This window comes from Ulvibacter antarcticus (assembly GCF_003688405.1).
GTDB lineage: Bacteria > Bacteroidota > Bacteroidia > Flavobacteriales > Flavobacteriaceae > Ulvibacter > Ulvibacter antarcticus.
Genome location: NZ_REFC01000011.1, coordinates 820,111 through 835,059, shown reverse-complemented (window position 1 = coordinate 835,059; position 14,949 = coordinate 820,111). Strand labels below are relative to the sequence as shown.

Genomic DNA, 14,949 nt, shown 5'->3' with positions numbered 1-14,949 from the left:
TTAACTAAATCAAGCCCTTATGAAAAACCTACTTTCATGCACCATCTTGGCGTTAATGTTATGTGTCACCACGCTTCAAGCCCAACAAGAATATACCGTTGATGGGAAATCTTACGAACTATATACCGAAATCGAAGGTCCACTTACCTTGTTATGGAATACCGTAGAAGGTGAGTATCGCTATTTTTCGAAAAAAGGAAATAATATAGTAGAGCTTAAAAACACTAAGGTTGATGGTCGCTATCAGGAAGAATTTAAAGAAGCGCTTAGACTACAAACCGACGATGCTAAAGTAAGTGTTGCTAATGTGAACTTAACAAAACCAGGTCTTTCTGCCTTTGTGATAAAATATAACAAAGCAAAAGATGCCAACTATTCACACGAAACTAAATCCATCAAACTAAACACCCGTTTGGGAGTATTTGCAGGAGCTTCAAACAGCGCTTATACAACTAATGATAACAATGCGATTACGCCTGTAGCCGGGGTCGATTTTGAGATCGTTGATAATGTACGTTTAAAAAGACATGCTATGGTCTTTCGATTTAAGCAAACTTTTAAGAACCCGGATAACAACTCTGCTTTTACTCAATTTTCATTAAACTATAGATTTAAAATTGTAAAAACCCAGAAATTCGATCTGTTTATAAATACCAAATTTTTGGCATATACCTATTCCAAAAAAGAAATTCCAGTGCAGGACCCCGATACAAATATTATAACGATAGTTGACAATTCGGGAGGAAGTTTTAATACACCTGCTGCCTTCGGAATTGGGGCGGATTACGCCATTGGAAACGGTTATATCACCTTTTCATATAACGATATTGTTGCGATAGGAGTTGATAATAACGGTGAATTTCCAGTAGATCTTACGTTGGGTTACAAATTCAATCTATAAATCAGTAGTTTTTATCACTATCGGTAAGGTAAATTCTGTTGCTACCGGCACCCCTCTTTTATAAGCAGGGGCGACAGGTTTTAGGGTGTCTATTCCTTCCATTAACCAGGAATTTAATAAGGGAAATTCAATTTGAACGGTGGCTGGCATTTTTATACTTGTTACATGCAACTTACCTTTGTTATCGATAGAAAAAGCGAGGCTTACCGTATCGTTCAAGTCGCGAATTGCTACTGCTTTATGCTTATCGAAAGCTTGTCGCAAATGACTTGAAAGTGTATTTTCAAAACAACTTTTCTGAATGTTTTTTTCTGATAGATTCTCACATTCTTCGAAGGCAGGGTATTGATCTACTTCCTTCCAGTCTATCGTTTGTAGCTCTTCTTCGTAGAAAGTCTCGGTGGAAATCTTTTCCGTTTCAAAGTACCGACAAGAGCTTGACAGGATACAAAAACAAAGTAATAACCAGGGGTATTTCATTTCAGAAAATATAGGTCGAATGTACAAATTTACTGAAACTTAATTCTTTGTGGCATAAAGATCTTTTAAATTGAGAAGTATAAAAAAAGTCGAAACCAATTCGATTTCGACTTTTTTTTAACCCAAAGATCAATATTAATTTAATGCAAATATTATTGGAAGTGCATACAATACACCTACAGCCTTACCTTGATGTTCGCCAGGCAGCATTTTAGGTAAAGACGATACTACTCGAATTGCTTCTTGCTCTAACTCTTTATGTTCTGCATTAGCTTGCACATCCACTACATTTCCTGAAGCATCAATTTTAAATTTTACAGATATTCTTTGACGTCCGGAAAGTGATTCGGTTCCGGGAACTTTGGTGTTAAAATTAGCTCCTACAAACTCTGTGATTTTTTTCGACATACACTTCTTAGCAACTTCATTCTCTAAATCTTCACAGCCAGGAAACGTTGGACCCTTTTCGATTACCGCAAAAGGCACATCGGCATTTACAGTATCATCCAAATACTCCTGCACCGACAGATACACTTTATCACCCGGTTTAGCTTCCATCGATAGAAATTTTAAGGCTTTCACTTCGTCTTCGGATAGATTTCCTTTTTTCATGATAGCTTCCGCTAGCTCATTGATTTTGTCCATCACTTCGGTGTCTGAGACAAACTCATTTTCGGACGATATATCCTTTTGTTCGTTAGAACAGGCGGTATAAACTAACATCATTCCCACGATGGGCAGCAACAACAAATACTTGAGTTGCACAATTTTTCTGGATTTTGATTTTTGTAACATGGTGATTCGTTTTTTGATTAATGATTGTTTGAAAAATGTATTAACTATTGAAATTGATTCAGTTTTAAACACTTGAGATAGTAATCCTTCATAATAAGCTCTTTTTCCATTTTTTATCACAGCGTTCGAGTCGGCAATGAATTCCTGAAGCAGGATCATTTTATTCTGAAACACATAGATCAACGGATTAAACCAAAAGATGATTCGTTGAAGTTCAAAAAATAAGAGATCGATCGAATGTCTATGCTTTATATGAACTTGTTCGTGTAGAAGGATGTTTGTTTTTTGTGCTTCGGAAAGCATTTCGCCTAAGAAAATACTGTTGAAAAAAGAAAAGGCTGTATCGGTTTCAGGTAATAAGTAAACCATGATTCCATCGATAGAAGTTTTTTCTCCAGATTGCTTCAGTAGCCAAATTTTATAAAGTTTATATACAAAAATCAGTAGACAAATACACATTCCGACCGCCCATAGCAGCAAGAATACTTCAGAAATAGTGAATCCCTTATCGCCAACAATTGTAATGGAATCTAATGTTTCCGAAGCTAACATACCTTCCGAAGCCGTAGAACCTAAAATCAATGTGGGTAAAGTAACCACAAACTGTTCTGGAATGCTTTGCCGGATATAATCGATTTGAATTAAAGGGACGATCATACTTAAGACGGGGGTGATTAGTAGGTAGAAGCGATTCCAGTTGAAAAACGTTTCATTCTTCAGAAAAAGATCGTAAACTACTAAAAATAGCAGCTGAAAAATAATGATATTTAATAGGTACAGGATCATTTCTCTTCCTTATTGATATCGTTCAAAATTGCCTCCATTTCCTGAATGCTAATGTCGTTCTTCTTCATAAAAAAAGAAACCATACTTTTAAATGAGCCTTGAAAGTAGCCATCCACGAGTTTCTTCATCGATTGATTACTATACTCCGTCTTTTTTACCTTCGGAAAATACACATGTCCACGACCCTCTTTTCGATAATCAACAAAGTCCTTACTTTCAAGAATTCTGATAATTGTAGACACCGTATTATAAGCCGGTTTGGGTTCCGGAAAATGTTCAATAACGGTCGCTACATTCCCTTCCTCGATCTCCCATAAGATCTGCATAATGTCTTCTTCTGCTTTTGTGAGTTGTTTCATAGTTCCGTATTCAGTATTAAGCCCCGAAGCTTCGGGGGTGTTCAGTGTTCAAATATAACTAAAAACTTAGTTTAAACTAATTATTTAGTTATAAAGTTTGTAACAAATCTACTTTTTGTAGTCTTATAGCACATGGATACAATCTTTTTAATCGGTGGCTTATTGTTAATGTTCATTGGTATTATTGGAAGCATTCTCCCTGTGTTACCAGGCGTTCCAATAAGTTGGGCGGGTCTTGTGGTATTGTATTTATCACCTTCTCTCTCTTTCGATACTACTTTTATAACAATTACAGGAATAGTGGCGATTAGCTTATACATTCTGGATTATATTATCCCAGCCATGGGTACAAAAAGATTTGGTGGTAGTCGCGCGGGAGTCTGGGGCACCACCATCGGACTTATAATCGGGATCATTGCACCTATTCCGTTCGGGATTCTAATTGGACCATTTGTTGGTGCATTGATTGGAGAAATGATATTCAATAAAACCGAAGGTCCTCAAGCCGTAAAAGCAGCTTTTGGATCGTTTATCGGCTTCCTTGGCTCCACATTTATCAAATTTTTCGCCACCATAATCTACCTCGGGCTCTTTATATATAAAGTAGTTGAAAACTGGGAACTCTTGGTTTAAAAGTTAACTCCTTCTCCCCCTGGGAGAAGGCTGGGATGAGGGCACTTTTAGCTACAATGTGATCCAAAAATAACTCCTTCTCCCCCTGGGAGAAGGCCGGGATGAGGGCACTTTTAGCTACAATGTGATCCAAAAATAACCCCTTCTCCCCCTGGGAGAAGGCCGGGATGAGGGTTTCTATTTCACAACCAAACCGTTTTTTCTTCTATAGAAGTCGCACGAACCCCTGCATCAAGCTCACCGTCGTATTTTCCCATATAGAAAAAGCCTAAACAACGCTCATCATCTGCCATTTCAAAAAACTGATCCATGTATTTTACAATTCCGGGGGAACCCCAATAAGCTCCGATTTTCAGTTCATGAGCCATTAGCCACATATTTTGAACCGCCATTGCCGTTGCTGCTATTTCCTCCCATTCGGGGATAGCTTGTTTTGCATCCCTTTGCATACAAATTGCAATTATACAAGCTGCTTTTCTCGGGTTGTTTAGATATTTCTGAAACTTGAATTCTGAAAAATTCTCTGTCTTTTCTTTATAAGTCTTCGCAAGGAAACCGGCTAATTCTCCTTTGGTCTCTCCCAAAATCACTTTAAAACGCCAGGGTTCTGTTCGTCGATGCGTAGGTGCCCAATTTGCGGCTTCGAGGATTTCCTTTATTTCTTCTTTGGAAATGGCATCGTTATTGTATTGTACTGGAAAGACAGCTCTTCTGTTCTTTATTGCTTCTGAAATCATTCGAATTTATTTGAAGCTGAAAGATACAAAAGCTACTGTTGAGAATCCTACTTGAAAAAGTAGGTGTTGAAAATTAATTCGGAATCTAGACCTTTGAAGTAAAACTGAGTGAAGTATCGATGACGATTAAATTTTAGCAAATCTTATACACTTTATGTATTATCTAAAATATTGACATTCAATATAAAGAGAACAAATTATATATTATCTTTAAATTCAATTCACCATACTCAATTACTGGGTATCCAAACATTATCTAATTATGAAATATCTTTTATCTATTTTTTTCATTGCAGCATTAGCAACTAACGCATTCGCCCAAAATAATTCAAAAATCACTTTTGATAGTAACAAAATAGACCTGGGAACTATCGAAGCCGGAGTTGAAAAAGAGTTTACACTTCCATTTATCAATGATGGCACCGAGCCATTGGTTATAGGCATGATTCAGCCAAGCTGCGTATGCATGAAAGTTTCAGCTCCCGGAGAAGCTGTAAAGCCTGGAGATAAATCTGAACTAAAATTGGTATTCAACTCTTATAAAAGTGGTGCCTTCAATGAAAAAATCTATCTGCAAAGCAGTGGTGACAAGAAACCTGTTTTGTTAAAAATTTCGGGGGTTGTGAAGTAGATTAAAATTTCAATTTGCTGTTTATCATTAAAGAAGGCTTTTTCTCAAGAAGTCTAACGCAATGTCGATCTTGAACTCAAGCAAGCTTGAAGGTTTTTAAAATCCGATTCTGTTTTACCCTTACTATTCTTTAAGTGACGGTTGTTTATTTAATTGCTATCTTTATTAAACATAACCAATCGGTAGCAATGGGTAAAACCGTTAAGAAAAATTTTTCTGCAATAAATGATATCTCCTTTCTTTCAGGTGGAGGAGAAATGGGCGAATTGATGCGTTCTAAAAACTGGAGTGAAACATTAATTGGTGAGACTAAATACTGGCCTCAAAGTCTTAAGACATCATTAAGTATTCTCTTACATTCAAAATTTCCAAAATTTCTTTTTTGGGGACCAGACCATGTCTGTTTTTATAATGATGCCTACCGTCCAAGTCTTGGAAAAGAAGGAAAACACCCCAACATTTTGGGGTCTCGAGGTGAAGATTACTGGGTAGAAATCTGGGATATCATCAAACCGTTAATCGATCAGGTTCTTGGAGGAGGAGAAGCTACTTGGAGTGAAGATCAACTTATTCCAATCTATAGAAACGGATCTGTTGAAAATGTATATTGGACGTTTAGTTACAGCCCAGTCTTTGATGAATCCGGCAGCGTAGCCGGAGTTTGGGTTACTTGCATGGAAACTACACAGAAAGTGATGACGTTAAATGCATTGGAGGACAGCAAAAATCAGCTTCATTTCGCTATTGAATCGGCAAATCTGGCTACCTGGGACTATCATCCTGAGTTAAAAACATTTAGGGGAAATGAGAGACTAAGAAATTGGTATAATCTAAAAAAAACAGAAATCACTCCCTTGGAAGCTTTAGACGTTATAGCTGATAAAGATCAGAACAGGGTTAAGGAGGCTGTTAAAAATGCCATGGACTATGAAAAAGGAGGAATGTTCGATATTACCTATCAGCTCAATCCTGTAAAAGTAAAGAAGGAAAGAATTGTTCGAGCGATAGGAAAGGTTTGGTTCAACGCCGATAAATCACTCTCACGTTTCAATGGAATAGTACAGGATATTACCGAACAGTTTAATGCTACAAAAGAGAACCAGATGCTTAGTACCATAGTGGACAAGAGTAATGAGTTTATAGGTTTAGCAGGTTTGGATTCTCGGGTAAAATACATTAATCCGGCTGGAATGAAGATGCTAGGATGGAAAAACATTAAGGATCGTAAGATTGAAGATTGCATTTATCCTGAAGATCTCTCCAAAGCATTAAGTCTTACTGCTAAATTATTTGAACAAGATCAAGTATCGGATGAGTTCCGTTTGCTAAACGAACAATCCGGAGAACCGTTCTGGATTAAATGGAATGGTTTAGCCATCCGCGACGAAAAAACAAACCAACTAATTGCGCTGGCAACGACAAGTCCCAATATTACTGAGCAAAAAAAATCAGAGTTGCGAATTCACGAAGGAATCAGCAAGTTAGAAGAAAGTGAAAAGCGATTCAGAAAAGTTGCGGATAGTTCTCCCGTCTTAATCAAAATGACCGATTCCGAGGCAAAAATCACATTCGTCAACAAAATGTGGTTGGACTTTACTGGTCACCCTTTAAAAAGGTATTTAGGACTCGATACCCTAATGGAGATTCATCCCGATGATATGCAAATTACCAGATCACAGTATGATAAAGTGTTTGAGTCCCACAAGGAATACCGAGCAGAATATAGGATACGTGCGCATGACGGAGCATTTCGTTGGATTTCGAATATTGGTGTTCCTCGCTTTACAGAAGATGGGAAATTTGAAGGTTATATTCACGCGTGCATGGATATACATGATATGAAAACCCAAGAACATCAAAAGGATTTATTCATTGGAATGGCGAGCCATGAATTGAAAACACCTGTAACTTCTATAAAAGGATATACGCAAGTGCTTAAAAGGAAATATGGTGATAGTGGCGACAAATTACTAATCAGTTCTTTGGACATAGTGGATAAGCAGATTAGAGTTCTCACTAAACTAATATCCGATCTTCTTGACCTTTCCAAAATGAAAACAGGAGGCCTCGATTTTACTAAAGAGACGTTTAATTTAAATGAGTTACTCACTGAAGTAATTAGAGAAAGTGAATTTGTTAATCCTAGTCATCGAATTGAATATAAAAATATACAAAGCATAAATGTTTATGCTGATAAAGAGCGAATTAGACAAGTAGCAGTAAACCTTCTCAACAATGCCGTAAAATATTCTCCTCAATCTAAAAAAATTGAAGTAAAAAGTATTTTTAATGATAAAACAGCATCGGTTTTTATCGAGGACTTCGGAATTGGAATAAATAAAGAGAATCAAGAAAATATTTTCAATCGATTTTTCAGAGAAGAAGGTAAAAACGAAGAAACATTCCCCGGTTTTGGTATTGGGCTCTATATTTCAGCAGATATTATTAAAAGACATGATGGTGTCATCAGTGTTAAGAGCGAAAAAGGTAAAGGCTCGATATTTCATTTTACCATTCCTATTCAGAAACCTAACTAAAAAATCATGGAAAAACAAAAAGCGCATATATTAATTGTAGAGGATTCTGAGAATATACTATCACTACTCGAATTGATGCTAGACATAAATGGCTGGAAAGTCTCTTCCCGAGACAATACAGTCGACATAATTGAGCATCTTCAATTAATCAAGCCTAATCTTATTTTAATGGATATGTTATTATCCGGATCTAATGGCTGTGATGCGTGTAGACTAATAAAAATGACACCTAAAACAAGACATATTCCTATAGTGATGATGTCTGCACACCCTTCAGGCGAACTAGAATCCAGTGGAGCGGGAGCCGATTATTTTATATCAAAACCATTTGAAATGGATGAGCTAATTGAATTAATAAATTCCGGACTTAATCGTTCTCGTATTTCCTGAAATTTGGTAAAATAAAGATTCGTTTTCTGAATAATTCAATAGAATAAAACCTCTCTATCTCGACTCAGCTCGATACAGGCTCATGTAAAGGATTGTTATTTACATATACAAATGTTTAATCTAGTTTTCGTATTTGATAACTTTCACCACTTTTGAGGCACCTCCAATAGTTACTTTCACCAAGTAAACTCCAGCGTTAAAAGAACTCACGTCCATTGTTGAAGAAATAGTGTCAGGAGTAGTTGTAAGAACTAATTTTCCTAATATATCATATATAGCAATCGCATCTATCGATGTAACAGTACGGATGTTCAATACATCTTGTACTGGGTTAGGATATACACTAAAATTTGTAGGAGAGAAATCATCGATACCTGCTAAACTACCTTCATAATAATCTACATGATCTATCCAGAAGTTGGTGTTAGCATCGGGAGAGAAGAAGTTTATCGCTCCCAAACTATCTCCATCATTAAAAGGTACAGGAACAGCATGAACTAATGTTCCATCAATAGTTATTTCATAGGTTAATGCATCTAAATCTATATAGAAAGATATTGGGAACCATGCATCTTCAGGATAAATACCCGTTTCATCTGCTAACTCATCTCTAAATACACCAGGCTCTAAACCATCCTCATTGAAAAATAAGTTGCCAGCTATAAATATTCCACTAATACCAGTAGCACTACCGGCATTATAAGCACCTTGATAACCCATTCCAGCATCTTCAGTCTCACCTTGTATGCCTAAATAAGCCGTACTTCCACCAGAAACGAACATGTCAAAAGTCACTGTATAGTCACCCGAACTTACGTTTCCTAACAATAACAAAACGTCTTGAACATCTGCTTGACTTAATCGAGGTCCAATATATCCAGATTGAACTCCACTACTTACTATATCGTCAACCACCAAAATATTAGTTCCATTATCTGGCATACCAGACCATGTAGACCAAACAGCAGGATTTTGAAGGCTCATATCACCTAATGTATAGGTTTCAAAACCATCTTCGATGAATTGTGCGTTAACCCCCAATGATAAAGTAAAAGCTGCTAAGGCAAATAAGTAAAAAGATTTCATACTATTTGATTTACAATCTATTAAAGATAAGGAAACAAATCCAATTTTGGGTTTTCTCTTAATTGGAATTGCACTAATAATTGAAGATTTGAGATTACAAGCACAGCTTTTCCAAGAAAAAACCTTGTCAAACTTGACTTATGAGAAATGAATAATGAATTAAGTAGAAACAAAAAAAGCCCATCTATCTCGACTCAGCTCGATACAGGCTCTTGGATAAGCTCTTGGATAAGCTTCTCATCGGTCTAATTTCTTAAACCACAAAGTATTAAACTTAATTAATACTTCAACAAAACATTTTAATTGACAAATTCTAGATTTGTCATTCCGCACTAGTTGCGGAATTGAGGTCTGGACGACCCCGAAGTGTCGGGGGAACTAGCGCCCCCTTAAAACAAAAAAAGCCCATCTATCTCGACTCAGCTCGATACAGGCTCTTGGATAAGCTTCTCATCGGTTCTTCCCAATATCTATCGGGACTAAACCACATTCTCTGTAGCTTTTGCGTAGGAGAACAACACAACATTTTAATTTTCTCCTTCGCCAAGGCTTCGGAGAATAAAAGAGGTCTGGACGACCCCGAAGCGTCGGGGGGAACTAGCGCCCCCTTAAAACAAAAAAAGCCCATCTATCTCGACTCAGCTCGATACAGGCTCTTGGATAAGCTTCTCATCGGTCTAACTTCTTAAACCACAAAGTATTAAACTTAATTAATACTTCAACACAACATTTTAATTGCGGTCTGGACGACCCCGAAGCGTCGGGGGAACTCGCTGTTCCTGTAAACAAAAAAAGCCTCTCCATTTGGAAAAGCTTCTCATCGGTCTAATTTCTTAAACCACAAAGTATTAAACTTAATTAATACTTCAACACAACATTTTAATTAGCGGTCTGGACGAGACTCGAACTCGCGACCCCCTGCGTGACAGGCAGGTATTCTAACCAACTGAACTACCAGACCGTTGCTACACCTTTCGGCTTTTTAGCATGCTTATATTGCTACAAGCGAGTGCAAATATAAGACTACAATCCATATCCGCAAACAATTTTTTTAAAAATTTCAATAACTTGGTTTAATTCTTTTCAAAGCTGTTTTAAACTACACGCTTTCAACACTTACTAAGAAATCGATCAAATTTAAGTTTCAACTTTTTAGCTTCTTTTTTTAACCACAAAAACGCAAACGCAACATTCTCATGCATCAGCCAAACTTCTGTCGCTCCACCAAATACGTAGTGAGTATCTTATTGAAATGTTCGTTAATATCTGTTGGAACGTATTTAATTCGGTATAGCCCACATTTCATCGCTAGATCTGTGAAGTATTTTTTAACCGCCTTTTCATAGTCTTCCTTAATGTTGTCGGCGTATAAATTAACGTGTTCCCCGGTTTCAACATCGACAAAGCGTTTCGGACGATTCGAAAATTCAAATTTCATTTCCTTTTCCTTATCGTAGGTATGAAAGAGGACCACTTCATGTTTGTTATACTTTAAATGTTGCAAGGCTTCAAACAACTTCTCAGCTTCAGTGTCACTCTGAAACATATCTGTAAACAAGAATACTAAAGATCGACGCTTCAGTTTTTCTGCAATCAAATGCAGGTATTCGTAGGTTTTGGTTTCAACCTGAACTTTCGGATTTTCTAGCGCCTCGTTCATCTGCCCCAGTAACATCTGATGATGTCGCTCACTGCCTTTTTCCGAAGAATAAAACTCATAGCTATCACTATAAATACTCATCCCAACCGCATCCCGCTGTCTCTTTAGCAAGTTCATAATTGCAGCTGCTGCAAGAACTGAGAATCCAATCTTATTAAGTGAGTCGATACTGAATTCTTTCAGTTTAGGATAATGCATCGAACTACTATTGTCGATGATAATATGGCAACGTAGATTGGTTTCTTCCTCGTACCTCTTTGTATAAAGCTTATCGGTCTTCGCATAAAGCTTCCAATCAATGTGCTTCGTGCTTTCACCATTGTTGTAAATCTTATGCTCCGCAAACTCGGCCGAAAAACCATGAAACGGACTCTTATGCAAACCCGAAATAAACCCTTCCACCACTTGGGTAGCGAGTAACTCCAGATTCTTAAACCCGGTTATCTGATTTATTTCGTTTTCTATGTTCATATTGTCACTTCGAGTGATCCCGATAGCTATCGGGATAGTATCGAGAAGTCATTTATTTCGTGCTCTATATCCATATTTTCACTTCGAGTGTCCGCCTCTGGAGGATGTATCGAGAAGCTTTGTCTCAAATCTTACATCTAACGTCTAATATCTAGATGACCCCATCAACAATACCATACTTCACAGACTCATCGGCTCCCATCCAGTGATCGCGATTAAAATCCTTCATCACCTTGTCGAATTTCTGTCCGCAATTATCTGCAAGAATCTTTGCACTTAACTCTTTGGTTTTAATAATCTCCTGAGCTGTAATTTCTATATCACTTGCTTGTCCACGTGCACCACCACTGGGTTGGTGAATCATCACTCGCGCATGTGGCTGAATAAATCTACGCCCTTTCTTACCAGCAGACAACAAAATACTTCCCATTGAAGCTGCTAAACCTGTACAGATAGTAGACACAGGACTTTTTATCGACCTAATCGTATCGTACATAGAAAATCCGCTGGTTACATAGCCTCCCGGACTATTAATATAAAATTTTATCTCTTTATTGTTTAATGAATCCAAATACAATAACCTGTCAACTACATGACGCGCACTTTTATCGTCTACCATTCCCCATAAAAATATGGTTCTGTCTTCCAATTGCTGATTATCTATTAAATCCTGAGCTTTCATTTTCTTTTCCATGCTATTTTATTGTCAGCCCGATCAAAGTCGGGTATTTATTAATATGATCTAAACCTGATTTCAATGCCGTCAAGACTTTCAGACAAGCATTTGATTAGTTAAGGCACTAAAATAAGAAAAGGCTCCCAAACGAGAACCTTTTCCTATATAAAATTACTGAATCCTCTTAAGTACTTTTGTTAGAGAACTCTTTAATAACTACAAAAGCTTATCAATCGCCTCTGCGTATACATTCTTTGGAGCAACGCCAACCTGACGCCCTACTAATTCACCTTTGTCAAAAACCAATACAGTTGGGATATTTCTAACACCATACTTGGCAGCAAATTCCTGATTCGCATCAACATCTACTTTTCCAACAACGGCCTTACCCTCGTATTCTTCACTAATTTGGTCAATGATCGGTCCAACCATTCTACATGGGCCACACCAAGCTGCCCAAAAATCAACCACTACGGGCTTGTCACTTTTTAATACTGTTTCTTCAAACGTTGCGTCTGTTATTTCTAAAGCCATAATTTCAATTTTAATTACTAAACAAAAATAGGCAATAAATATACCAAAAAGTATATGGTTAACATTAGTTTAGACAATACACTTATTACTAAATACTATAATTATCATTATGCCTGCCCGTGTAGTGAGCTCTGCTCTACTACATGAGCGGGATTTCCACTGCAATCCCTGCCTGGAGCTGGGAGCTGGGAGCTGGGAGCTGGGAGCTGGGAGCTGGGAGCTGGGAGCTGGGAGCTGGGAGCTGGGAGCAAAATTAAAAATATGGAGCTTACTAAACCTAAAAAGAACAGTAAGTTCTCACTAAAGACTATCTTCCCGCTTCATTCTTCCTGCTCCCAGCTTCTTTATTCTTACTTCTTTCTTCTAGCAAACTTTCTTACCATACATCAATGCATACTTTTATCGTCCGTTGTATTTTTGATATTATTAAAAAATAAAGTCATGAATACTAAAAACATAGAATTAGTTGCAGCCCCAAGACCACCTCATTTTGTAGGCGACGGATTTAGAGTGCATAATTTTATCCCTAGCGGATTCAGATTGGACATGGAGCGAATGACTCCCTTTATCCTTTTAGATTACAATTCGAAATTCTATTTTCCGCCTTCAGAAAAACCTAAAGGGGTAGGAGTACACCCGCATCGCGGATTTGAAACCGTAACCATTGCCTACAAAGGGAAAGTGGCACATCACGATAGTAGTGGTGGCGGCGGTATCATTGGTGAAGGAGGCGTACAATGGATGACAGCCGCATCAGGAGTATTACACAAAGAATACCATGAAGAATCTTTCAGTAAAGAAGGAGGTGACTTTCAAATGGTGCAGCTATGGGTGAATTTGCCTGCAAAAGACAAGATGTCAACACCTAAGTATCAGGCTTTATCAAAAGATGATATCAACGTGTACACCCTTCCGAAGAAAAACGGAAAAATAGAAGTGGTCGCCGGAAACTACAAAGACGTAAAAGGATCTGCATCTACATTTACACCCATGCATATGCTCAACGCCCGCCTGGAAAAAGGAGCAGTAGCCGATTTTTCGTTTCCTGCCAATTACAGCACTTGTTTATTAGTAATCGAAGGTAGTATCACCGTAAATGCTTCGGAAGAAGTCCCGACAGATCATTTGGCTTTATTCGAAAATAAAGGTGAGGATTTCAAATTAGAAGCTTCCGAAGATGCCGTTGTACTCATTCTTTCAGGAGAACCCATCAACGAACCCATTGCAGCACAAGGGCCCTTCGTGATGAATTCCAGAGATGAACTCAAAGAAGCGATCAACGACTATAATATGGGGAAATTTGGGTATTTGGAGGATTAGACTTAAGATGTGAGACATAAGATTTGAGACTGGAGATGTGAGATTCTTTAGTCTTTAGTCTTTATAACCAACAAAATCATATCATATATAAACAATTGAATGTTCAATGCTCAATTTGAGATTTGAGATTTGAGAAACTTTGATACTTTGGTTCTCTGAAACTTCTGAAACTTCTAAAATATATCAAAATTTCGTAATTTAGATAAACACAACTAACAACCTAAACCATGAAAACAGGACGATTAGAAGCATTTAGTGATGGTGTACTCGCCATTGTGATAACCATTATGGTATTAGAGCTGAAAGCCCCTGAAGAACCTTCCTTAGAAGGTATTTTGCATATACTTCCGATACTTATAAGCTATGTACTTAGCTTCATCTATGTCGGAATTTACTGGAATAATCACCACCATTTAATGCAGGTGACTGAAAAAGTAAACGGCGGTATTTTATGGGCGAATCTACACCTACTTTTCTGGTTGTCCTTGATTCCCTTTGCAACCTCATGGATCAACGAACATCAATTAACAGCCGTCCCCATTGCACTTTATGGTGTTGTACTCTTAATGTCTTCGGTTGCTTATCGCATTTTGGAGATTTCATTATTACGATTTCACGACGATAACCATCCGTTGAAGACTATTGTAAAGATGGGTGTAAAAGAGAACCTGTCAACTGTAATTTACCTTGTTGCCATCCCGCTGGCCTTTGTAAACGTTTGGATTTCCATTGCCGGATTTGTAATCGTAGCCATCATGTGGGTAATCCCGGATAGGAAACTGGAAAAAGCGATGATGAAGTAAGTTTTTTACTTTTGACTCAATGTAATATTCATGTTTCGTTCATTTTTTCCACTGCGCCATCGCGTAGCCGCTATGGCAGAGCGCGGTTGATGAAAAAACGAACCCACCCACCCGAAAAAACTTTTTCAGTACGGGTAGGAAAAATCTAGA

15 protein-coding genes and 1 tRNA gene are annotated in these 14,949 nt (G+C 37.6%); 7 read left to right on the top strand and 9 right to left on the bottom strand.

What is annotated here, in order from left to right; all coding sequences use genetic code 11:
- Positions 1-19 precede the first annotated feature (19 nt).
- Positions 20-901 (top strand): hypothetical protein, encoded by an 882-nt coding sequence (locus tag BXY75_RS04005; RefSeq protein WP_121906398.1) that lies wholly within the window; start codon positions 20-22, stop codon positions 899-901.
- Here the strand turns inward: BXY75_RS04005 and BXY75_RS04000 are convergent.
- From BXY75_RS04000 to BXY75_RS03990, 3 genes are all read right to left on the bottom strand, one after another.
- On the bottom strand, positions 896-1,381 hold the full coding sequence (locus BXY75_RS04000; protein ID WP_121906397.1) for a hypothetical protein: 486 nt from the start codon (positions 1,379-1,381) through the stop codon (positions 896-898). The two genes, BXY75_RS04005 and BXY75_RS04000, sit on opposite strands and share 6 nt — an antisense overlap.
- A 135-nt stretch (positions 1,382-1,516) precedes the next feature.
- Entirely contained in the window at positions 1,517-2,833 is a 1,317-nt protein-coding gene (locus BXY75_RS03995) for a M56 family metallopeptidase (protein WP_170152842.1), read from the bottom strand.
- Between the two features lie 125 nt (positions 2,834-2,958).
- Positions 2,959-3,321 (bottom strand): BlaI/MecI/CopY family transcriptional regulator, encoded by a 363-nt coding sequence (locus BXY75_RS03990; RefSeq protein ID WP_121906395.1) that lies wholly within the window; start codon positions 3,319-3,321, stop codon positions 2,959-2,961.
- Between the two features lie 132 nt (positions 3,322-3,453).
- On the opposite strand from BXY75_RS03990, the gene BXY75_RS03985 reads away from it, so the two are divergent.
- Positions 3,454-3,954, top strand: coding sequence for a DUF456 domain-containing protein (locus tag BXY75_RS03985; protein WP_121906394.1), 501 nt, complete (start codon positions 3,454-3,456; stop codon positions 3,952-3,954).
- Positions 3,955-4,136: 182 nt separating this feature from the next.
- On the opposite strand, the gene BXY75_RS03980 is transcribed toward BXY75_RS03985, so the two are convergent.
- Positions 4,137-4,691, bottom strand: a complete 555-nt coding sequence (locus BXY75_RS03980) for a nitroreductase family protein (RefSeq protein ID WP_121906393.1) — start codon at positions 4,689-4,691, stop codon at positions 4,137-4,139.
- 262 nt (positions 4,692-4,953) lie between these two features.
- On the opposite strand from BXY75_RS03980, the gene BXY75_RS03975 reads away from it, so the two are divergent.
- The 3 genes from BXY75_RS03975 (at position 4,954) to BXY75_RS03965 (ending at position 8,249) form a co-directional block, all read left to right on the top strand.
- Positions 4,954-5,322 (top strand): DUF1573 domain-containing protein, encoded by a 369-nt coding sequence (locus tag BXY75_RS03975; protein WP_121906392.1) that lies wholly within the window; start codon positions 4,954-4,956, stop codon positions 5,320-5,322.
- 188 nt (positions 5,323-5,510) lie between these two features.
- The gene (locus tag BXY75_RS03970) at positions 5,511-7,859 is read left to right on the top strand and encodes a sensor histidine kinase (RefSeq protein ID WP_147437221.1); all 2,349 of its coding nucleotides are present in this window, start codon (positions 5,511-5,513) and stop codon (positions 7,857-7,859) included.
- Between the two features lie 6 nt (positions 7,860-7,865).
- On the top strand, positions 7,866-8,249 hold the full coding sequence (locus tag BXY75_RS03965; RefSeq protein ID WP_121906390.1) for a response regulator: 384 nt from the start codon (positions 7,866-7,868) through the stop codon (positions 8,247-8,249).
- A gap of 120 nt (positions 8,250-8,369) precedes the next feature.
- On the opposite strand, the gene BXY75_RS03960 is transcribed toward BXY75_RS03965, so the two are convergent.
- From BXY75_RS03960 to trxA, 5 genes are all read right to left on the bottom strand, one after another.
- Entirely contained in the window at positions 8,370-9,335 is a 966-nt protein-coding gene (locus BXY75_RS03960) for a T9SS type A sorting domain-containing protein (RefSeq protein WP_121906389.1), read from the bottom strand.
- 887 nt (positions 9,336-10,222) lie between these two features.
- Positions 10,223-10,296, bottom strand: a tRNA-Asp gene (locus tag BXY75_RS03955).
- Positions 10,297-10,536: 240 nt separating this feature from the next.
- Positions 10,537-11,466 carry a DUF58 domain-containing protein gene (locus BXY75_RS03950; protein ID WP_121906388.1) on the bottom strand — a complete coding sequence of 310 codons (930 nt, stop codon included), beginning with the start codon at positions 11,464-11,466 and terminating at the stop codon, positions 10,537-10,539.
- 151 nt (positions 11,467-11,617) lie between these two features.
- Complete coding sequence (locus tag BXY75_RS03945) at positions 11,618-12,160, bottom strand: ClpP family protease (RefSeq protein WP_121906387.1); 543 nt, start codon at positions 12,158-12,160, stop codon at positions 11,618-11,620.
- Positions 12,161-12,358: 198 nt separating this feature from the next.
- Entirely contained in the window at positions 12,359-12,676 is a 318-nt protein-coding gene (gene trxA, locus BXY75_RS03940; protein WP_121906386.1) for a thioredoxin, read from the bottom strand.
- Between the two features lie 441 nt (positions 12,677-13,117).
- Here trxA and BXY75_RS03930 point away from each other — a divergent pair, with 441 nt between their 5' ends.
- Together BXY75_RS03930 and BXY75_RS03925 are read left to right on the top strand one after the other, a co-directional pair.
- Positions 13,118-13,996 (top strand): pirin family protein, encoded by an 879-nt coding sequence (locus BXY75_RS03930; RefSeq protein WP_121906384.1) that lies wholly within the window; start codon positions 13,118-13,120, stop codon positions 13,994-13,996.
- Positions 13,997-14,223: 227 nt separating this feature from the next.
- On the top strand, positions 14,224-14,799 hold the full coding sequence (locus BXY75_RS03925; protein WP_121906383.1) for a TMEM175 family protein: 576 nt from the start codon (positions 14,224-14,226) through the stop codon (positions 14,797-14,799).
- The last annotated feature ends 150 nt before the right edge of the window (positions 14,800-14,949 follow it).

Bases quoted from the DNA above. Each gene is read 5' to 3' on its own strand.
- BXY75_RS04005 (WP_121906398.1), top strand. From the start codon at position 20: ATGAAAAACCTACTTTCATGCACCATCTTGGCGTTAATGTTATGTGTC.
- BXY75_RS04000 (WP_121906397.1), bottom strand. From the start codon at position 1,381: ATGAAATACCCCTGGTTATTACTTTGTTTTTGTATCCTGTCAAGCTCT.
- BXY75_RS03995 (WP_170152842.1), bottom strand. From the start codon at position 2,833: ATGATCGTCCCTTTAATTCAAATCGATTATATCCGGCAAAGCATTCCA.
- BXY75_RS03990 (WP_121906395.1), bottom strand. From the start codon at position 3,321: ATGAAACAACTCACAAAAGCAGAAGAAGACATTATGCAGATCTTATGG.
- BXY75_RS03985 (WP_121906394.1), top strand. From the start codon at position 3,454: ATGGATACAATCTTTTTAATCGGTGGCTTATTGTTAATGTTCATTGGT.
- BXY75_RS03980 (WP_121906393.1), bottom strand. From the start codon at position 4,691: ATGATTTCAGAAGCAATAAAGAACAGAAGAGCTGTCTTTCCAGTACAA.
- BXY75_RS03975 (WP_121906392.1), top strand. From the start codon at position 4,954: ATGAAATATCTTTTATCTATTTTTTTCATTGCAGCATTAGCAACTAAC.
- BXY75_RS03970 (WP_147437221.1), top strand. From the start codon at position 5,511: ATGGGTAAAACCGTTAAGAAAAATTTTTCTGCAATAAATGATATCTCC.
- BXY75_RS03965 (WP_121906390.1), top strand. From the start codon at position 7,866: ATGGAAAAACAAAAAGCGCATATATTAATTGTAGAGGATTCTGAGAAT.
- BXY75_RS03960 (WP_121906389.1), bottom strand. From the start codon at position 9,335: ATGAAATCTTTTTACTTATTTGCCTTAGCAGCTTTTACTTTATCATTG.
- BXY75_RS03950 (WP_121906388.1), bottom strand. From the start codon at position 11,466: ATGAACATAGAAAACGAAATAAATCAGATAACCGGGTTTAAGAATCTG.
- BXY75_RS03945 (WP_121906387.1), bottom strand. From the start codon at position 12,160: ATGGAAAAGAAAATGAAAGCTCAGGATTTAATAGATAATCAGCAATTG.
- trxA (WP_121906386.1), bottom strand. From the start codon at position 12,676: ATGGCTTTAGAAATAACAGACGCAACGTTTGAAGAAACAGTATTAAAA.
- BXY75_RS03930 (WP_121906384.1), top strand. From the start codon at position 13,118: ATGAATACTAAAAACATAGAATTAGTTGCAGCCCCAAGACCACCTCAT.
- BXY75_RS03925 (WP_121906383.1), top strand. From the start codon at position 14,224: ATGAAAACAGGACGATTAGAAGCATTTAGTGATGGTGTACTCGCCATT.